Source organism: Streptomyces sp. NPDC041814 (assembly GCF_055590565.1).
Genome location: NZ_JBVJAM010000002.1, coordinates 301,857 through 320,817, shown reverse-complemented (window position 1 = coordinate 320,817; position 18,961 = coordinate 301,857). Strand labels below are relative to the sequence as shown.

The 18,961-nt window shown below is 72.4% G+C and carries 19 protein-coding genes; 7 read left to right on the top strand and 12 right to left on the bottom strand.

Going from position 1 to position 18,961, the window contains the following annotated elements:
• Nucleotides 1-152: 152 nt before the first annotated feature.
• From ACZ6C6_RS06830 to ACZ6C6_RS06815, 4 genes are all read right to left on the bottom strand, one after another.
• Nucleotides 153-2,252, bottom strand: a complete 2,100-nt coding sequence (locus ACZ6C6_RS06830; RefSeq protein ID WP_469199842.1) for a xanthine dehydrogenase family protein molybdopterin-binding subunit — start codon at nt 2,250-2,252, stop codon at nt 153-155.
• An 18-nt stretch (nt 2,253-2,270) separates the two neighbouring features.
• Nucleotides 2,271-3,257 (bottom strand): FAD binding domain-containing protein, encoded by a 987-nt coding sequence (locus ACZ6C6_RS06825; RefSeq protein ID WP_469199840.1) that lies wholly within the window; start codon nt 3,255-3,257, stop codon nt 2,271-2,273.
• Nucleotides 3,254-3,820, bottom strand: coding sequence for a 2Fe-2S iron-sulfur cluster-binding protein (locus tag ACZ6C6_RS06820; protein WP_469199838.1), 567 nt, complete (start codon nt 3,818-3,820; stop codon nt 3,254-3,256). The genes ACZ6C6_RS06825 and ACZ6C6_RS06820 overlap by 4 nt, the downstream gene beginning before the upstream one ends.
• A gap of 93 nt (nt 3,821-3,913) precedes the next feature.
• A complete protein-coding gene (locus ACZ6C6_RS06815; protein ID WP_469199836.1) occupies nt 3,914-4,306 on the bottom strand; it encodes a hypothetical protein in 393 nt (130 codons plus the stop codon).
• Nucleotides 4,307-4,511: 205 nt separating this feature from the next.
• On the opposite strand from ACZ6C6_RS06815, the gene ACZ6C6_RS06810 reads away from it, so the two are divergent.
• A complete protein-coding gene (locus ACZ6C6_RS06810; RefSeq protein WP_018102885.1) occupies nt 4,512-4,844 on the top strand; it encodes a DUF6479 family protein in 333 nt (110 codons plus the stop codon).
• 122 nt (nt 4,845-4,966) lie between these two features.
• The gene (locus ACZ6C6_RS06805; protein WP_469199834.1) at nt 4,967-5,785 is read left to right on the top strand and encodes a VOC family protein; all 819 of its coding nucleotides are present in this window, start codon (nt 4,967-4,969) and stop codon (nt 5,783-5,785) included.
• A 9-nt stretch (nt 5,786-5,794) separates the two neighbouring features.
• Here ACZ6C6_RS06805 and ACZ6C6_RS06800 read toward each other — a convergent pair whose 3' ends face one another.
• Nucleotides 5,795-6,286 (bottom strand): GNAT family N-acetyltransferase, encoded by a 492-nt coding sequence (locus tag ACZ6C6_RS06800; RefSeq protein WP_469199832.1) that lies wholly within the window; start codon nt 6,284-6,286, stop codon nt 5,795-5,797.
• A gap of 44 nt (nt 6,287-6,330) precedes the next feature.
• Nucleotides 6,331-6,735 (bottom strand): DnaJ family domain-containing protein, encoded by a 405-nt coding sequence (locus ACZ6C6_RS06795; RefSeq protein ID WP_469199830.1) that lies wholly within the window; start codon nt 6,733-6,735, stop codon nt 6,331-6,333.
• A gap of 202 nt (nt 6,736-6,937) precedes the next feature.
• Here ACZ6C6_RS06795 and ACZ6C6_RS06790 point away from each other — a divergent pair, with 202 nt between their 5' ends.
• Both ACZ6C6_RS06790 and ACZ6C6_RS06785 read left to right on the top strand, forming a co-directional pair.
• On the top strand, nt 6,938-7,522 hold the full coding sequence (locus ACZ6C6_RS06790) for a hypothetical protein (RefSeq protein WP_469199828.1): 585 nt from the start codon (nt 6,938-6,940) through the stop codon (nt 7,520-7,522).
• Complete coding sequence (locus ACZ6C6_RS06785) at nt 7,519-8,070, top strand: hypothetical protein (protein WP_469199826.1); 552 nt, start codon at nt 7,519-7,521, stop codon at nt 8,068-8,070. The genes ACZ6C6_RS06790 and ACZ6C6_RS06785 overlap by 4 nt, the downstream gene beginning before the upstream one ends.
• Before the next feature lie 75 nt (nt 8,071-8,145).
• On the opposite strand, the gene ACZ6C6_RS06780 is transcribed toward ACZ6C6_RS06785, so the two are convergent.
• From ACZ6C6_RS06780 to ACZ6C6_RS06770, 3 genes are all read right to left on the bottom strand, one after another.
• A complete protein-coding gene (locus tag ACZ6C6_RS06780) occupies nt 8,146-8,949 on the bottom strand; it encodes a tyrosine-protein phosphatase (protein WP_469199824.1) in 804 nt (267 codons plus the stop codon).
• 242 nt (nt 8,950-9,191) lie between these two features.
• On the bottom strand, nt 9,192-9,494 hold the full coding sequence (locus ACZ6C6_RS06775) for an SHOCT domain-containing protein (protein ID WP_469199822.1): 303 nt from the start codon (nt 9,492-9,494) through the stop codon (nt 9,192-9,194).
• Nucleotides 9,495-9,544: 50 nt separating this feature from the next.
• Entirely contained in the window at nt 9,545-9,973 is a 429-nt protein-coding gene (locus tag ACZ6C6_RS06770; protein WP_365677392.1) for a DUF6325 family protein, read from the bottom strand.
• A gap of 195 nt (nt 9,974-10,168) precedes the next feature.
• On the opposite strand from ACZ6C6_RS06770, the gene mutA reads away from it, so the two are divergent.
• Genes mutA through meaB form a run of 3 tightly spaced genes read left to right on the top strand, consistent with a single transcriptional unit; the run spans nt 10,169 to nt 15,236 of the window.
• A complete protein-coding gene (mutA, locus tag ACZ6C6_RS06765) occupies nt 10,169-12,025 on the top strand; it encodes a methylmalonyl-CoA mutase small subunit (RefSeq protein WP_469199820.1) in 1,857 nt (618 codons plus the stop codon).
• Complete coding sequence (gene scpA / locus ACZ6C6_RS06760; RefSeq protein ID WP_469199818.1) at nt 12,025-14,226, top strand: methylmalonyl-CoA mutase; 2,202 nt, start codon at nt 12,025-12,027, stop codon at nt 14,224-14,226. The genes mutA and scpA overlap by 1 nt, the downstream gene beginning before the upstream one ends.
• A gap of 11 nt (nt 14,227-14,237) precedes the next feature.
• Nucleotides 14,238-15,236, top strand: a complete 999-nt coding sequence (gene meaB / locus ACZ6C6_RS06755; RefSeq protein ID WP_469199816.1) for a methylmalonyl Co-A mutase-associated GTPase MeaB — start codon at nt 14,238-14,240, stop codon at nt 15,234-15,236.
• Nucleotides 15,237-15,260: 24 nt separating this feature from the next.
• Here meaB and ACZ6C6_RS06750 read toward each other — a convergent pair whose 3' ends face one another.
• From ACZ6C6_RS06750 to ctaD, 3 genes are all read right to left on the bottom strand, one after another.
• Nucleotides 15,261-16,622: an NAD(P)/FAD-dependent oxidoreductase gene (locus ACZ6C6_RS06750; protein WP_469199814.1), complete on the bottom strand. Its 1,362-nt coding sequence runs from the start codon at nt 16,620-16,622 to the stop codon at nt 15,261-15,263.
• 133 nt (nt 16,623-16,755) lie between these two features.
• The gene (locus tag ACZ6C6_RS06745) at nt 16,756-17,124 is read right to left on the bottom strand and encodes a hypothetical protein (RefSeq protein WP_469199812.1); all 369 of its coding nucleotides are present in this window, start codon (nt 17,122-17,124) and stop codon (nt 16,756-16,758) included.
• Nucleotides 17,121-18,851 carry an aa3-type cytochrome oxidase subunit I gene (gene ctaD / locus ACZ6C6_RS06740; RefSeq protein ID WP_469199810.1) on the bottom strand — a complete coding sequence of 577 codons (1,731 nt, stop codon included), beginning with the start codon at nt 18,849-18,851 and terminating at the stop codon, nt 17,121-17,123. Before ctaD ends, ACZ6C6_RS06745 begins: the two co-directional genes overlap by 4 nt.
• Nucleotides 18,852-18,961 lie beyond the last annotated feature (110 nt).

The window sequence follows — 18,961 nt, the reverse complement described above, 5'->3', positions numbered from 1 at the left end:
ATCGAGGCCCACGACTTCGCCTCGTTGAACCAACGACCCCCGAATACGAAGAGTGAGCAGATGTCTCTTCTGGGTCACTCCACAGGGTGACCCGGCTGGGCCGGTCGCGCAACATATCGGAGCGCGCACCCGGGGTGACCGGTGCTTCCGCGTCAGGCCAGGTGGGCGAGCACCCGGTCGGGTGTGAGGGGAAGTGCGCGCGCCCGGACTCCGGTCGCGTGCCGGAAGGCGTTCCCCACGGCCGCGGCGGCGCCGACGATGCCGATCTCGCCGATGCCCTTGCTGCCCATCGGGTTGAGGTGGGGGTCGTCCTCCTCGATCCAGTGCGCGTCGACGGCGGCCACGTCGGCGCAGACGGGGACGTGGTAGGAGGCGAGATCGCACTCGGTGAAGTCGCCGAAGACCGGGTCCAGGGTGGAGCCCTCGGTCAGGGCCATCCCGATGCCCATGGTCATGCCACCGGTGAACTGGGAGCGCGCGGTACGGGGGTTGAGGATGCGGCCGGCCGCGAAGACACCGAGCATCCGGCGCACCCGGACCTCGCCGGTGCGGGTGTCGACGGCGACCTCGGCGAAGTGCGCCCCGAAGGCGTGGCGGGCGTACGGGGAGGTCTCGGCGGTCTCCTCGGTGGTGTCGGCGGTGACGGTCACCCCTTCGGCGGGGAGCGGGCCGTTGCGCGCGGCGAGCTCTTCCGCGAGCCCGGAGGCCGCCTTGTGCACGGCCCAGCCCCAGGAGGCGGTGCCGGACGAACCGCCGGCCAGCGGGGCGTCGGGCAGGTCGCTGTCCCCGATGTCGATGGCCACGTCGTCCAGCGGTGCGCCCAGTGCCTCGGCGGCGATCTGGGCGAGGACGGTACGGGCGCCGGTGCCGATGTCCGTGGCGTTGACGGCGATGCGGTAGGTGCCGTCGGGGGCCGCCTGCGCGGAGGCGTGGCTCGCACTGGCGTAGACGGGGTACGTGGCCGAGGCGACGCCCGTGCCGAGGAGCAGGGCGCCCTCGCGGCGGACGCCGGGGGCGGGGTCGCGGTCCCGCCAGCCGAAGCGTTCGGCGCCCTCGCGAAGACAGGCGGCCAGGCCCCGGCTGCTGAAGGGCTTGCCGGAGTCGGGTTCGTCGGCCGGGTCGTTGCGCAGCCGCAGCTCGATGGGGTCGATGCCGAGTTCCGCCGCGAGTTCGTCCATCGCGGACTCCAGGGCGTACATGCCGGGGGCCTCGCCCGGGGCGCGCATCCACGACGGGGTGGGCACGTCGAGTGCGGCGACCCGGTGCGTGGTGCGGCTGTGCGGCGAGCCGTACATGACGCGGGCGGGCACGGCGGCCTGCTCCACGAACTCCTTGATCCGGGAGGTGTGGGTGATGATCTCCTGGGCGACCGAGGTGAGCGTGCCGTCCGCCCCGGCGCCGAGCCTCACGCGCTGCACGGTGGGTGCGCGGTGACCGACGAGCGCGGGCATCTGCCGCCTGGGCAGCGCGAGTTCGACAGGCCGGCCGGTGTGCAGGGCGGCCATCGCGGCGAGCACGGCCTGCGGGCGCGGGGTGCCCTTGGAGCCGAAGCCGCCGCCGACGTGCTCGGAGACGGCGGTGACCCGGTCGGTCCCGATGCCGAAGGCGGCGGCGAGGCTGTCGCGCACCTTGGTGGCGCCCTGACTGGAGTCGTACACGGTGAGGTGGCCGGCGGGCGACCAGTGAGCGGTGGAGGCGTGCGGTTCCATGGGGTGGTTGTGCAGCGGCTCCAGGGTGTACGTCACGTCGACGCGTACGGGCGATGCCGCGAAGGCCTGGTCGAAGTCGCCGCGTTCCCGGACGGCGGGGTAGCCGCCGTTGGCCTGTTCCGGGGTGTAGAGCCCCGCGTGGTCCTCGGTGAGCACGGCGTCGTGCGGGGTCGTCTCGTAGGTGATGTGCAGGGCGGCCGCGCCGGCCCGGGCACTCGCGAGGCTGTCGGCGACGACGAGCGCGACGGGCCAGCCGCGGTGGGGCACCCGGTCGTCCTGGAGGACGGCGAGGATCGGGTCGTCCGGCTCGGCCAGGCGCGGCGCGTTGTCGTGGGTGAGGACGCTGTGGACGCCCGGCTGGGCGAGGGCGTCGACGGTGCGGACGGCGGTGACCCGGCCGGACGGCACGGTGGCGGGCACCGGCCAGGCGTACAGGCAGCCGGGCAGGCCGCGTTCGGCGGCGTAGCGCGCGGTGCCGGTCACCTTGGCGCGGCCCTCGCGGCGGACGGCGGGCGCGCCGAGCGGCTGGGGGGCGTGGCTCATGGCGGAATCCTCGGCTCTTCAGGTGCGGGCGGTGAGTTCGGCGAGGGCGTCGACGGCCAGGTGCCGGGCCAGGCGGACCTTGAACGCGTTGTCGCGCAGCGGGCGGGCCGCGGCCAGCTCGGCGTCGGCGGCCCGCAGGAAGGTCGCGTCGGTGGCGGGTGCGCCGCGCAGGATCTCCTCCGCCGCGCGGGCCCGCCAGGGCCGGTGGGCGAGCCCCCCGAACGCGAGGGCCGCGTGCTCGACGCGCCCGTCGCGTACGCGCAGGACGGCGGCGACGGAGGCCAGGGCGAAGGCGTACGAGGCGCGGTCGCGGGCCTTGCGGTAGAGGCAGACCGTGCCGTCGGCCAGGGGTGGGAGCAGGACGTCGGTGACGAGTTCGCCGGGCCGGACGACCGTGTCGGCGTCGGGGTTGTCGCCGGGCAGCCGGTGGAAATCGGTCACGGCGACGGTCCGTTCGCCCTCCGGCCCGTGCAGCACCACGTCCGCGTCGAGCGCGGCGAGGGCCACGGCCATGTCCGAGGGGTGGGTGGCGACGCACTCCTCGGAGTGCCCGATGACGGCGAGGTCGCGGTGGCTGCCCTCGATGGCGGGGCAGCCGGTGCCGGGTTCGCGCTTGTTGCAGGGCTTGGACGTGTCCTGGAAGTAGGGGCAGCGGGTGCGCTGGAGGAGGTTGCCGCCGGTGGTCGCGATGTTGCGGAGCTGTCCGGACGCGCCGGCCAGCAGGGCTTGCGACAGGGCGGGGTAGCGGGTGCGTACGACGGGGTGCGCGGCCAGGTCGCTGTTGCGTACGGTGGCGCCGACGCGCAGGCCCCCGTCGGCGGTGTCCGTGACCTGGTCCAGCGGCAGTCGGCTGACGTCGACCAGCATGCCGGGGGTCTCCACCCCGAGCTTCATCAGGTCGACCAGGTTGGTGCCGCCGCCGAGGAACTTGGCACCGGGGTGGGCGACGCAGGCGCGCACCGCGTCGGTGACGGTCTCGGCGCGCAGATAGGCGAAGGGTTTCACGACGCCACGTCCTCGATGGCCTCGACGATGCGCGGGTAGGCGCCGCACCGGCAGAGGTTGCCGCTCATCCGCTCCCGGATCTCCTCCGGGCCGAGCCGGGCGGGGGTGGCGACGGGTGCGTCGTGCGGGGTGACGTGCGAGGGATGGCCCTGGCCTGCCTCGGCGAGGACGCCGGCCGCGGAGCAGAGCTGGCCCGGTGTGCAGTAGCCGCACTGGAAGGCGTCGCGTTCCAGGAACGCCTCCTGGAGCGGGTGCAGCCGGTCGCCGTCCGCCAGGCCCTCGACCGTGGTGATGCGCGCGCCGTCGTGGGCGACGGCCAGCAGGAGGCAGCTGTTGGCGCGGCGGCCGTCCACGAGGACGGTGCAGGCGCCGCACTGGCCGTGGTCGCAGCCCTTCTTCGCCCCGGTGAGGTCCAGGTGGTGGCGCAGGGCGTCCAGGAGGGTGGTGCGGTGGTCGAGGGTGAGGGTGCGCTCGGTGCCGTTGATGTGCAGGGTCAGGGTGGCGGAGGGGAGGTCGCCGGGCGCCTCTGCGGCGCCGCCCTCCCACGAACTGGCCGGGTCCACGCGCGACACCTTTCGACGAGGTCACTTTGTCCGATTTCTACCAGATGCAGGCGATGCCTCGGGTTCCTCGCGGCCCCGCACGCGGCGTTCGGCCTACTTGTTCTCCAGGCGCAGCCGCACTTCCTCCTCCTGGTCCCCCGACACCGTGCCCACCACCCGGACGGCGAAGGCGTCGGCCAGTCCGCCCCTGAGCCGGTCCACCGCGTGGTAGCCGCCCTGCACATCGAGCGTGACGGGGACGCCGAGGGTCACAGACCCCGAGACCACCCGGGCCTCGGACACGTCCACGGTCGCGGCCCACGCCGTGGGCCGCCTGCCCGTCGTCTCGTGGGGTACGTCGGCGGAGGAACGGTCGGTGGTGAAGGCGGCCCTCAGCACGTCGAAAACAGTGCGCGCATCCTCCTCGGGGCACTCGCTGAGGACGACCGACACCTCCTGGTCGTGGTGGTCCTCCGTGGTCTGTCGCTTGTCCTGTGCGCTGTTCACCGCGGCTCCTTCCGAAGGGCATTGCCGTCATAACCAGGCTGAACCCGCGCGCGAGCGGCGGCGACAGGAGCGGCCCGGACTCCCTCGCGTGCCCGGCGCGGCCCGGGCTCACACCCGCGAAACATTTTCGGCTCCCATATCCACTTAAAACATGAATTCGATCGCCGGACCGAGTGACGCCTGTGTCCTGGGGTATCCGGCAAGCATGGACGTTTCGGATGGAGCCCTGAATTCCCTGGCGGTCACTCTCGCGGACGGACGCGGCGCGACGGGCGTCGTGATGGGCGTGATCGGCGTGCTCCTGGTGATCATGCTGATCGGCGCTTTCCTGCTGGGCAAGCGACGGCACGACCAGGAACTGCCCCCGCCCCGGCCGGACGAGCAGCCGGTCGGCCCCGAGCACCGCAGCCACGAGGAGAAGCCGGACGTCCACGGTGACGACCACTTCCCGGAGAACGGCCGGGGCCTGTCCCCGTACGAGCTCGGTGAGCACGGCAACGAGCCGATCCGCCACGAGGACGACGACAAGCGCGACTGACCCGGCCCGCCCCGGCGGGCGGCGGCGTCGCGTTTGCGGGAGCGGCCGCCCCCGGCGAGGCTGGTGACGGCCCCGAAGCCCGTCGGCACATCTGCCGCGTCCCCCATGAAGGCAGTGGCACCATGACCCCAAGCACCTCCGGCACGGCGCCCGCGCGTGCGGCCCTGACCGGATCCGCCGCTCCCTGCTGGGTCAATCTGATGACCCGCGATCTTGAGTCCGCCCAGAAGTTCTACGGCCCGGTGATGGGCTGGAGCTTCCGCCCGGGCAGGCTCGGCGACGATTTCTCGGTGGCCCGGCGCGGAGACGTGCCGGTCGCCGGCATCGGGGCCGTGGCCACCGCCTTCCGGGTCGCGGTGGCCTGGACGCCCTACTTCGCCGTCCGGGACGCCGATGTGGCCGCCTCCCGCATCCGGGAGCGCAGCGGCACGGTGGCGGTGGGCCCGCTGACGCTCGGCAAGGGGCGCGGCGCGCTGGCCGCCGACCGGGACGGGGCCGGGTTCGGCATCTGGGAGCGGACCGCGCCGGCGACGTCCCCGCCCGCCCCGGACGGCCACGCGCACGCCTGGCTGCGGCTGCGCACCCGGAGCGCCTTCGACGCCGCGATCTTCTACGGGGAGGTGCTGGACTGGGCGAGCGGGAAGCCGGGGGCCTGCGAGGTGTCGTACGCGAAGGACGAGGTGATCGTCCAGTGCGGGGGCCGCCAGCTGGCCCGGATCAGCTCCGGCGCGGTCGAGGCCGCGCCCGACCCGCTGGTCCGCCCGCACTGGCAGGTGAACTTCCCGGTGGACGACGTGACCCTCGCCGTGGAACGGGCCCGTGAGCACGGGGGCTCCCTGGTGGAGGAGCTGTCGCAGCCCGAGGGCCGGGAGGCGACGCTCCTGGACCCCGACGGCGGGCTCTTCACCGTCACGGACGTGCACCGCGCGGCGGACGGCTGAGGGCGCGGCTCAGGCGACCGGCAGGACCAGTTCGGGCCGGTCCCACATCACCGCGGGCGGCGCGGCCCGTACGGTGCCGGTACGCTCGGCGCCCATCGCCAGGTAGAACCCCTCCGCCGGAGGATGCGAGACGACGCGGACGCCGGGCAGCCCCCGCGCCTCCGCCTCCACCCGCAGGTGGCCGATCAGCAGACGTCCGGTGCCGGTGCCCTGGGCGTCGTCCGCGACGAAGAGCAGGTCCAGCTCGGGCGGGTCCAGGACGAGCGCGTAGAAGCCGAGCACACGTTCCGTCGCCTCCTGCACGGCCACGAAGACCTCATGGGCCTCGATGTAGTCCGGCCCCACCCGGTACCCGGCGACCATCGGCGCATAGGGGCCCTCGTAGGCGCGCGAGGACCGGACCAGCCGGGTGAGGCGCCTGGCGTCGCGCGCGGTCGCCCGTCTGACGCGGACCGGGCCGCCGGATGCCCGGCGGCCCGTCGGCGTAACGCTTGATCTCATGGGGCGAGTATCACGCATCCCCTTCGGGGACGGCCCCGGGCCCTTCAGCGGGCGGCGCGTTCGGCGCGCCACTCCGCCACCAGGGCGTCCACGTCGAAGGGGCGCAGATTCAGCAGCGGGCCCGGGGGCGGTCTGCGGACGGCCGCGCGGATCTTCTCGTTCACCTCGTCCACCACCCGGCGGACCTCCGCCTCGGTCCGGATCTCCGGCAGCCCGGCGACGACGTCCTCGGCCTCCTTGCGCAGCGCCAGCGCCGGCGGGAGCACCGACACCCCTTCGCGCTGCATCTTCGACTTGATCCACCACGCCTCGTCGTACGGGGCGCTCAGCGCCTCGATCGGCTTGCCGAACCCGGGCAGTTTCGAGACGTCGCCCTTCCGCTCGGACTCCCGGATCTGCTGGTCCACCCATGATTCGAAGCTGACGCCCGCGGGCTTGCGCTCGGTCACCGTGATCCCCTCTCGGTGTACGCCTGTTGCGGCGCTCCCCACCCTACCGAGGGGCCTGCGGCGGATACCGGGCCCGGCGCGTCTCGAACGCGTTCGCCGGGGTACACGAGCGTCACGCCCGGCCGGAAGGCACGCCGGGCACCGAACCCGAAGGGGTGGTGGGAGTGGAACACAGCGACCCGCGGACCGACTACCGCCGGGGGTGGGGACGATGACGACCCTCGTGATCATCCTGGCGGTCGTCGTGGTGGTGGCCGCCGGAGCGTTCCTCGTCGTCGGCCGGAAGAACGGCGGCCACGGACTGCGGCGGCGTTTCGGACCGGAGTACGAGCGTGTCGTGGCCCGGCACGACGGCGACACCAAGGCCGCCGAACACGAACTGAACGAACGGCTGAAGCGGCACGGCTCGCTGGACGAGCGCCCGCTGGCGCCCGAGGAGCGGGAGCGCTACGTCGCCCGCTGGGCGCGGGTACAGGACCGGTTCGTCGACTCGCCGCAGCAGGCGGTGGCCGAGGCCGACACGCTGCTCGCCGAGCTGGCCCGGGACATGGGCTTCCCCGACGGCAAGGACTTCGAGGAGCAGAGCGACGCGCTCTCCGTCCACCACGCCAAGCACGTCCACGGCTACCGGCGCGTGCATGCCGCCCAGCGCGGCGAGTCCGACACGGAGCAGCTGCGGACGGCGCTCGTCGAGGCCCGGGGCCTCTTCGACGTCCTCGTATCCAACGGCACGGACCGCCCGGTCCGCCGGGACAAGCACCACGCGGAAGGAAGTGGCACGGCATGACCAGGGAAACCGACCCCGTCCCGCGGCCCCCGGCCGCACCCACGAGCCGTCCGGCCACCGAGGACCGGTCCGCTCACGGCGGCTCCCCGTACTTCTCCGACGACACCTCGGCCCGTCCGCCCCGGACGGCGCCCTCCGCTCCCCCGGCGGTCACCCCGGTCCCGCTCGCCGAGAAGGACCTCGAACGCAATGACAGGGGCATGGACACCGCGGTTGCGGAACGGCCGCACACGCCGGACGGGGACGGCCGGGCGCACACCGCTCACGGCGGCGCGGACCCTCTCCTCCCGGCCGGCGACCAGGACAAGCTGGCCCACCGGCTGCACCAGGCGGTGACCGACTTCGTGGAGAGCCCGCACCGGGCGGTGGAGGAGGCCGAGTCCACGTTCGACGCGGTGGTCGCCGGACTCACCAGCGCCCTCAAGGAGCGCCGCAGCTCCCTGCACGTCGGCGAGGGGGACGGCGGCGACCCCGGGGCGCGGACCGAGGAACTGCGGATCACTCTCCAGCACTACCGCGACCTCACGGAACGGCTCCTGAAGGTCTGACACAAGCACGGCAGACGGACGCTGCCCCGGCACCGAGTGTGCCGGGGCAGCGTGCTGTCCGGGGACAACCACGGGCTACCGGCCGGTGTAGACGACCAGTTCGCTGCGCAGCCGTCGCAGCGTGGGGCCGGGCACGCGCAGGCAGTCGCGTACGTAGCCGTCCAGGCCGCCCCAGCGCTCGTCCATGGCGGCCAGGGCCGTTTCGAGGTATCGGGGGCGGACCTCGATGATGGCCGAGGCGATGTCCGGATCTCCGCCGGCGTCGAGGAAGCCCTGCACGTAAGGCCGTCCGACGACCCGCAGCACCGGGTTCACCGCGAGGAATTCCTGTCGCACGACATCGCGCGAGGCGCCGAGGATCAGGAGCAGCAGGGCGGCCCCCCAGCCGGCCCGGTCCTTTCCGGTGGCGCAGTGGAAGAGCACCGGCCGCGCGGCGGGGTCGGCGGCCGTGTCGACGAAGGCGCGGTACGCGGCCGCGGCCCCCGGCGAGAGCACCAGTTGCCGGTATGACCGCGCGACCGCTTCCTCCGCCTTGCCGTTGCCCAGCAGCCGCTCGGCCTCGACGGGGTCGGCGAGCAGCGCACGGAACCGGGCGGGAGTCACGCCCGGGTTGTCCCCCAGCACGTCGGCGACGAAGAGCCGGGCGCCGGGCGGCAGGGAGTCGGGGGCCGAGCCCCGCTCGTCGGCGGTGCGCAGGTCGACGACCGTACGGATGCCGAGCGCGGCCACGGCCGCCGCGTCCACCGGGTCGAGTCCGCCGAGCCGGCCGGAGCGCAGCACCACTCCCGGCCGGACCTGACGGCCCGGGCCCAGCGTGATGCCGCCGAGATCGCGCAGATTGAGGGCGGAAACGGTCGGGACGGCCCTGACGGTTTGCACGATGGATTTCCTCTTTTCCCGGCGCGCATCCGAATTGATTTCGGCCTGGCCGGATCAAAGTCGCATGATGTCGTCACATCGACAAAGTAAAACGCCGGAGATCATCGAACGGCCGCGCGGGCAGCCGGGAGCCGCGCGGAACGGCCCCCGGTACGCACTGTTCGCGGTGGTCGCCGGCCGGGCGTCGCCGTCATGCGCGCGGGCGGAAGGGGCGACGGGGCGGACGCCCCGCTCCACCTTCCTCACCCGGCGAGCAGCCGTGCCTTCTGGGCCTCGAACTCGTCCTCGGTCAGGATGCCCTGCTGCTTCAGCGCGGCCAGCCGTTCCAGCTGCCCGATCATGTCCTCACCCGGTGCCGCGGCCGGCGGCGCCGCGGGCTGCGGGGCGGGCTGCACCGGCTGCTGCGCGGCGTACTGCTCCGCCTCCTGCTCGGCGAACCGGTTCTGCTGGTGCTGCTGGACGCGCCCGGTGACGGCGGACGCGGTGCCGGCGATGACGGCGGTGCGCGCGGCGGCCCCGATGAGGCCGGGTCCGCGGCGGTTCATTCCGGGTCCTCGGAAGATCGGCATGGCGTGTTCCCCTTCCGGTACGGGCGTCAGCTCTCGTGGCCGGCGGCGGAGGCGGCGGCCTCGGCGACCTCGGCGGGAATCCGTTCGTGGGCGATGACCTGCCCGCCCGACGCGCGGACGGCCTCGGCCAGCGGGACGGCCCACAGGTCCTCCCAGACGATCAGGGCTGCGGAGCTCCCCGGCGGCACGCGCTCGCCGAGCAGCCGGATGTCCTCGCTGCTGAGCATGCCGCTGACCTCGCCCTCGACCGGCTCGAAGGAGACCAGGTCGTCCGGGTCGAGATCGTCCAGCTCGACGGCCTGGATGGTGCCGTCCTCGGACCTCTGCACGAAGGTCAGGTCCAGGATGCGCACCGCCTTCGAGGCGACCGCGTCGGCCAGCGCGGGCGCGATGGCGCCCGTGAACCGGCTGCCGGGAAACGCGACGACGAGGTATTCCACTGGTCCCACGGTCACGGGTGCGTCCTCTCCGCATGAATGGATTGGCAGCAGCATAACTTCGGGCATTACGGCCCGCACTGCGACAAATGACTGCATAACCGGGGCGCGTGGCTACGCGACAGTACGTAAAGGATCAAGTGCGCTGGGGGAGGGCAAGGTCACAGGCCGACGCACTGCTCCTCCCCCGGGAGCTGCCCTAGCATCTGGGCCATGACGGTCCAGCCTGCTGACGGGCTTCCGCTGGCCGCCGGATTCCCCGAGCCCGCCCATGAGCAGTGGCAGAGCCTTGTCGAAGGCGTGCTGCGCAAATCGGGCAAGGAAGTGTCGGGACCGGCCGCCGAGGAAGCACTGTCCACCACGGTGGAGGACGGGCTCATCACCCGGCCCCTCTACACCTCGCGCGACGACGCGCCCGATGCCGGTCTCCCGGGCTTCGCCCCGTTCACCCGCGGCAGCAAGCCGGAAGGGTGTACGGCGGGCGGCTGGGGCGTACGCCAGCGGCACGCGTTCACCGACCCCGCCCGGCTCAACGAGGCCGTGCTCGCGGACCTGGAGAACGGCGTCACCTCGCTGTGGCTGGCCGTCGGGGGCACCGCGGGGGTGCCGGTCTCCGGTCTGGCGCGGGCGCTCGACGGCGTCCTGCTCGACCTGGCGCCGATCGTCCTGGACGCCGGGGCGGAACTGGACGACGCCGCTGCCGAGTTGCTGCGGCTGCACGCCGAACGCGGTGTCCCGGCCGGACAGGTACGGGGCAGCCTCGGCGCCGATCCGCTGGGGCGGGCCGCGCGCGAGGGCACCGAGCCCGACCTGACGCAGGCCGTCCGCTGGGCTCGGCGGTGCTCCGAGGAGCATCCCGGGCTGCGCGCTCTCGTCGTGGACGCGCTGCCGTATCACGAGGCGGGCGGTTCGGCGGCCGAGGAGCTGGGCGCCTCGCTGGCCACGGGCGTCGCCTATCTGCGGGCGCTGACGAAGGCCGGGCTGGGCATCGAAGCTGCGTGCGGGCAGCTGGAGTTCCGGTACGCGGCGACGGCCGACCAGTTCCTGACGATCGCCAAGCTGCGGGCGGCCCGGCGGTTGTGGGCGCGGGTCGCCGAGGTCTGCGGGGCACCCGGCGCCGGGGCGCAGCGGCAGCACGCGGTGACGTCGCCGGTCATGATGACTCGGCGCGATCCGTGGGTGAACATGCTGCGGACCACACTGGCGAGCCTGGGCGCGGGCGTCGGTGGGGCGGACGCGGTAACCGTCCTGCCGTTCGATCACGCACTGGGCCTGCCCGACGCGTTCGCCCGGCGCATCGCCCGTAACACCTCCACGATCCTCCTTGAGGAGTCGCACCTCGCCCGGGTGATCGACCCGGCGGGCGGTTCCTGGTACGTGGAGCGGCTGACCGACGAACTCGCGGAGGCGGCCTGGTCGTTCTTCCAGGAGATCGAGCGGGCGGGCGGTCAGGCGGCCGCGCTGGGCTCGGGTCTTGTCGCGGAGCGGATCGCGGCGACCTGGGCGGCGCGCAGCAAGGACCTGGCACGGCGTAAGGAGCCGGTGACCGGGGTGAGCGAGTTCCCGCTGCTGGCCGAGCGCCCGGTGGAGCGTGAGCCGTTCCCGGCGGCCCCGGCCCCGGGCGGCCTTCCGGTCGTCCGGCGCGACGAGGCGTTCGAGGCGCTGCGGGCCCGCTCGGACGCCCATCTCGCGGCGACCGGGAGCAGGCCGCGTGTGTTCATCGCCGCGCTGGGCCCGGCGGCGGTCCACACCGCGCGGGTCTCCTTCGCGGCGAACCTGTTCCAGGCGGGCGGCGTCGAGCCGGTGCACGAGCCGGTGCGGGTGGACCCCTCGTCGGTGGCCGGGGCGTTCGCCGCCTCGGGCGCGGACATCGCGTGCCTGTGCTCCAGCGACGCGCTCTACGCCGAACAGGCGGCGGAGGCCGCCGCGGCGCTGGTCGCGGCGGGCGCGCGGCGCGTGTATCTGGCGGGGCGCCCCGGCGCGTACGACGGTGTGGACGAGTACGTCTTCGCCGGCTGCGACGCGGTGGCCGTGCTCTCTTCCCTTCTCGACCGGATGGGTGTGGCGTAATGCGTATCCCCGACTTCTCCGACATCGGGCTCGGGCCGGGCAGCGCCCCCGAGGTCACCGAGGACCAGTGGCGCGCCGCGGTCAAGGAGTCCTCCGGCGGCTCGGTGGGCGACCTGCTGTGGGAGACCCCGGAGGGCATCTCGGTCAAGCCGCTGTACACCGGCCGGGATCTGGAGGGCCTGGACTTCCTCGGTACGTATCCGGGGATCGCGCCGTATCTGCGCGGTCCGTACCCGACGATGTACGTGAACCAGCCGTGGACGATCCGTCAGTACGCGGGTTTCTCGACGGCTGAGGAGTCCAACGCCTTCTACCGGCGGAATCTGGCGGCCGGGCAGAAGGGTCTGTCGGTCGCCTTCGACCTGCCGACGCACCGCGGTTACGACAGCGACCACCCGAGGGTGACGGGCGACGTCGGTATGGCGGGCGTGGCGATCGACTCGATCTACGACATGCGTCAGCTCTTCGACGGCATCCCGCTGGACCGGATGTCGGTGTCGATGACGATGAACGGGGCCGTGCTGCCGGTCCTCGCGCTGTACATCGTGGCCGCCGAGGAGCAGGGCGTACCGCCCGAAAAGCTGGCCGGGACCATTCAGAACGACATTCTGAAGGAGTTCATGGTCCGCAACACCTACATCTATCCGCCGAAGCCGTCGATGCGGATCATCTCCGACATCTTCTCGTACGCCTCGCAGAAGATGCCGCGCTACAACTCGATCTCCATCTCCGGCTACCACATCCAGGAGGCCGGGGCGACGGCCGATCTGGAGCTCGCGTACACCCTCGCCGACGGGGTGGAGTACCTGCGTGCCGGGCGGGACGCGGGGCTCGACGTCGACGCGTTCGCGCCGCGGCTGTCATTCTTCTGGGCGATCGGCATGAACTTCTTCATGGAGATCGCGAAACTGCGCGCCGCCCGGCTCCTCTGGGCCAAGCTCGTGCAGCAGTTCGAGCCGAAGAACGCCAAGTCGCTGTCGCTGAGGACGCACTCGCAGACGTCGGGCTGGTCGCTGACCGCGCAGGACGTGTTCAACAACGTCACCCGCACCTGCGTCGAGGCGATGGCCGCCGCCCAGGGCCACACCCAGTCGCTGCACACCAACGCCCTGGACGAGGCGCTGGCCCTGCCCACCGACTTCTCCGCACGCATCGCCCGCAACACCCAGCTCCTCCTCCAGCAGGAGTCCGGCACCGGCCGGGTCATCGACCCGTGGGGCGGCAGCGCGTACGTGGAGAAGCTCACGTACGACCTCGCGCGGCGGGCCTGGCAGCACATCGAGGAGGTCGAGGCCGCAGGCGGCATGGCCAAGGCCATCGACGCGGGCATCCCGAAGCTCCGCATCGAGGAGGCCGCCGCCCGCACCCAGGCCCGCATCGACTCCGGCCGCCAGCCCGTCATCGGCGTCAACAAGTACCGCGTCGAGACCGACGAGAAGATCGACGTCCTCAAGGTCGACAACTCCTCCGTGCGCGCCCAGCAGATCGAGAAGCTGCGCCGGCTCCGCGAGGAGCGCGACGAGCAGGCGTGCCAGGACGCGCTGCGCGCGCTGACCGCGGCCGCCGAGCGCGACCCGGGACCCGGTCTGGAGGGCAATCTGCTGGCCCTGGCCGTGGACGCGGCCCGCGCGATGGCGACCGTGGGCGAGATCTCGGACGCCCTGGAGAAGGTCTACGGCCGGCACGCGGGCCAGATCCGTACGATCTCCGGTGTGTACCGCAACGAGGCAGGGGAATCGCCGGCCGTGGACCGCACCCGCGCACTGGTCGACGCGTTCGAGGAGGCGGAGGGGCGGCGTCCGCGCATCCTGGTCGCCAAGATGGGCCAGGACGGGCACGACCGCGGCCAGAAGGTGATCGCGACCGCCTTCGCCGACCTGGGCTTCGACGTGGACGTCGGCCCGCTGTTCCAGACGCCGGGCGAGGTCGCCCGGCAGGCGGTCGAGGCGGACGTGCACATCGTGGGCGTCTCGTCGCTGGCCGCCGGGCACCTCACGCTCGTCCCGGCGCTCCGCGAGGAGCTGGCCGCCGAGGGGCGCGAGGACATCATGATCGTGGTGGGCGGGGTGATTCCGCCGCAGGACGTCGACGCGCTCCTGGAGGCGGGCGCCGCGGCCGTGTTCCCGCCCGGAACGGTGATCCCGGACGCGGCCCACGACCTGGTGACGCGGCTCGGTTCCACGCTCGGCCACGAGCTGTGAGCCGCTGAACGATGGCCCCGAGGATCGATCTCGACAGTTATGTGAAGGGCGTGCTCGACGGGAAGCGCGCGCACATCGCGCGCGCCATCACCCTGGTCGAGTCCACCCGGCCCGACCACCGGGCGCTCGCCCAGGAGCTGCTGCGCCGGCTGCTGCCGCACTCGGGCCACGCCCGGCGCGTCGGCGTCAGCGGGGTGCCCGGGGTCGGCAAGTCGACGTTCATCGACGCGCTCGGCACCATGCTCACGGGGCTCGGGCACCGGGTCGCCGTGCTGGCGGTCGACCCTTCGTCCACCCGGACGGGCGGCTCCATCCTGGGCGACAAGACCCGGATGGAGCGGCTGGCGGTGGACCCGAACGCCTTTGTGCGCCCCTCCCCCACCGCCGGCACGCTGGGCGGGGTGGCGAAGGCGACCCGCGAGTCCGTCGTGGTGATGGAGGCGGCGGGCTACGACGTGGTGCTGGTGGAGACCGTCGGTGTCGGACAGTCGGAGACCGCGGTCGCCAACATGGTCGACACGTTCCTGCTGCTGACCCTGGCGCGCACGGGTGACCAGTTGCAGGGCATCAAGAAGGGCGTCCTGGAGCTCGCGGACGCCATCGCGGTCAACAAGGCGGACGGCCCGCACGAACGCGACGCGCGGGCCGCCGCCCGGGAGCTGGCGGGCGCGCTCCGGCTGATGCACCCGGCGGACGCGGCGTGGACCCCGCCGGTGCTGACGTGCAGCGCCCGCGAGTCGACCGGTCTCGACGCGCTGTGGGAGCGGCTGGAACAACACCGGGCGCTGCTGGAGTCGACCGGCCGGCTCGCCGCCAAGCGCAGCGAGCAGCAGGTGGACTGGGCCTGGACGATGGTGCGCGAGGAGCTTCTGGAGAGCCTGCGCGGCCACCCCGGGGTGCGGGCGGTGACGCCGGACCTGGAGCGCCGGGTGCGGGAGGGGACGCTCCCGGCGACGCTGGCCGCCGAGGAGATCCTTGCCGCGTTCCGGGGGTCCGGCCCGGCGGTCTGAGCGGCCGCCGCCCGCCGCGCCCGGTCACATCCGGGTATGGAGGGCGGCGGTGTGCTTCCGGACCTGTTCCGGGGTGAGGTAGCTGTCGGTGTATTCAAAGTCCCGCAGGGTCGCCGGCTTGCGCATCTGGAAGCCGGTGCGGACGAAGTCGTCACCGGCGGCGGCGTTGATCAGCCAGTTCGCCATGACGCGGGCCTTGGCCACGTTGGTGCGCAGCGCCGTCCAGTGGTAGCCGCGCGCCACGGCCTGGGCGCTGATGCCGTGCAGCTCGATACCGAGGGGCTTGGACACGGCGTCCTTGCCGCCGAGGTCCACGACGAGCCCCAGGTCCTTGTGCACGTACGGCTGAAGCGGCTGGTTGCGCAGCTTGGCGAGGAGGTTGTCGGCGAGTTTGCGGCCCTGGCGCAGCGCGTGCTGGGCGGTGGGCGGGCAGACCGCGCCGTCGCCCTTGGCCAGGTCGGGCACGGCGGCCACGTCGCCGAGCGCGAAGATCCCGTCGTGGCCCGGCAGCACCATTTCGGGCGTTACGGCGAGCCGCCCCTTCACGGTCTCCGCGTCGAAGGTGCCGACCAGCGGGCTGGCGGCGACCCCGGCGGTCCAGATCAGCGTCCGGCAGGGCAGCACCCGGCCGTCGGTGAAGGTGACGGTGTCGGGCCCGGCCTCGGCGACGGACACGCCGAGCGACACCTCGATGCCCCGGTCGCGCAGCACCTTGAGGGCGCTGGCGCCCAGCTTGTCGCCCAGTTCGGGCATGAGCTTCGGGGCGATGTCGATCAGGTGCCATTTGACGAGCTTCGGGTCCAGGCGGGGGTAGTGCCGCAGCGCGCTGGTGGTGAGGCGTTGCAGGCAGGCCGCGGTCTCGGTGCCCGCGTACCCGCCGCCGACCACGACGAACTGGAGCCGCGACGCCCGCTCCTCCTCGTCGTCGCTGGCGTCCGCGAGGTCGAGCTGCGCGATGACGTGGTCGCGTACGTAGGCGGCCTCGGCCAGCGTCTTCATGCCGCGGGCGTGGTCGAGGAGGCCGGGGATGTCGAAGGTCCGGGTGACGCTGCCGGGGCTGAGGACGAGGTGGTCGTACCGCTCGTTGACGATCTCGTCGGTGATCTTGCGGATCACGCACACCTTGGCCTCGGGGTCCACGCCGATGGCCCCGCCGGGAATGATCCGGGTGCGGTGGCGGCTGCTGCGGCGCAGCGAGAGCGCGACGGACTGCGGGGTCAGCACGCCGGACGCCACCTGGGGCAGCAGGGGCAGGTAGAGCTGGTACGAGAACGGCGCGACGAGCGCGATGTCCGCTTCACCGGGCCGCAGCCCCCGCTCCAGACGGCGTACGCACTCGACCCCGGCAAAACCGGCTCCGACTACGAGAATCCTGGGTCGTGCCACAGTGATCGTCCCTTCTGGGGGTCTGCACGGTCGTCCGTTCGCCTGCCCCGTCACACGCGCCCGTCACCTCTCATCTTCACGACCGCGAGGCGAGTGCGCCTGCTGGGAAGGCAGAACGGACGACCGTGCCGGATCATCTGGCCAGGTACGTGACCACCCCGCAGGCGCCGCCCGCCGCGCCCGCGCAGACCACCACGGCGGCGACACAGCGGGCCCGCAGCCTGCGGTAGCGCTCGGTGTACTCACCGCGCAGTTGCAGGGCTCGGGCGGAGATCCGCGCCAGCACCACCCGGGATTCGGCGGTGCGCTCGGCGGTGTAGACGCGCTCCACGTCCTCGCGCTGGGCGGTGGTGAGCCAGGGCAGCTGGTCCGTGAAGCGCCGGGCGAGCCTGCGTGCCTGCTCGACCTCGGCGTTCCACAGCAGGTAGCCCTCCATCCTGGCCAGTCCCCGGGCGCTCTCGGTGGCGGGGTCGGCCGGTGCCCGTCTCTCCTCGCCGCTCACTCGTGCTTGTCCCCCGGTGCCACCGTCACGGAGGTGTGCGGCTTCGTGGCGGCCTCCTCAAGCTCGCGCACGGCGGGGTGGTGGAGGTCGAAGGCCGGGGATTCGGAGCGGATACGGGGCAGGGTGACGAAGTTGTGCCGCGGCGGCGGGCAGGAGGTGGCCCACTCCAGCGAACGGCCGTAGCCCCACGGATCGTCCACCTCGATCTCCTTGCCGTACTTGGCGGTCTTCCAGACGTTGTAGATGAAGGGCAGCATCGACAGGCCCAGCAGGAAGGAGGAGATGGTCGAGATCGTGTTCAGCGCGGTGAAGCCGTCCGCGGCGAGGTAGTCCGCGTACCTGCGGGGCATGCCCTCCGCGCCCAGCCAGTGCTGCACCAGGAACGTGCCGTGGAAGCCCACGAACAGCGTCCAGAAGGTGATCTTGCCGAGCCGCTCGTCCAGCATCTTCCCGGTGAACTTCGGCCACCAGAAGTGGAACCCGGCGAACATCGCGAAGACCACCGTGCCGAAGACGACGTAGTGGAAGTGCGCGACCACGAAGTACGAGTCGGAGACGTGGAAGTCGAGCGGCGGGGACGCCAGGATCACCCCGGTCAGGCCGCCGAAGAGGAACGTGACGAGGAAGCCGACCGACCAGAGCATCGGCGTCTCGAAGGACAGCGAGCCCTTCCACATCGTGCCGATCCAGTTGAAGAACTTCACCCCGGTGGGCACCGCGATGAGGAACGTCATGAACGAGAAGAACGGCAGCAGCACCCCGCCGGTGACGTACATGTGGTGCGCCCACACCGTGATCGAGAGCCCGGCGATGGCGGTCGTCGCGGCCACCAGGCCGATGTAGCCGAAGATCGGCTTGCGGCTGAAGACCGGGATGATCTCGGAGACGATGCCGAAGAACGGCAGGGCGATGATGTACACCTCGGGATGACCGAAGAACCAGAAGAGGTGCTGCCAGAGCAGGGCGCCGCCGTTGGCGGCGTCGAAGACGTGCGCACCGAACTTGCGGTCCGCCTCCAGCGCCAGGAGGGCGCCGGCCAGCACGGGGAACGCCAGCAGCACCAGCACGGCGGTCAGCAGGACGTTCCAGACGAAGATCGGCATGCGGAACATCGTCATGCCGGGCGCGCGCATGCAGATGATCGTGGTGACGAAGTTGACCGAACCGAGGATCGTGCCGAAGCCGGAGAAGGCCAGGCCCATGATCCACAGGTCCCCGCCGATCCCGGGCGAGCGGACCACGTCGGTCAGCGGCGAGTAGGCGAACCAGCCGAAGTCCGCGGCGCCGTTCGGGGTGAGGAAGCCGGCCACCGCGATGAGCGAGCCGAAGAGGTACAGCCAGTACGCGAACATGTTCAGGCGCGGGAACGCCACGTCGGGCGCGCCGATCTGCAGCGGCATGATCCAGTTCGTGAATCCGGCGAACAGCGGCGTCGCGAACATCAGCAGCATGATCGTGCCGTGCATCGTGAACGCCTGGTTGAACTGCTCGTTCGACATGATCTGCATGCCCGGGCGGGCCAGCTCGGCGCGCATGAACAGGGCGAGCAGCCCACCGCCGAGGAAGAACGCGAACGAGGTGACCAGGTAGAGGCTCCCGATCGTCTTGTGGTCGGTGGTGGTCGCCCACTTGATGACGACATTGCCGGGTTCCCGGCTGCGCACCGGCAACTCGTTGGAGTACGACTCCTCGTCCTCGGCCGTACCTGGTGTGCCCGTCGTCGTCACGGGGCCGCTCCTTCGCTTGTGCGTCCGTGTTACCGGATGCAGCAAAGCAGCGAAGCGGGCCCGTGGCGCGGCCCGGCACCCGCCGGGGCCCGACATTCACCCATCAGGGG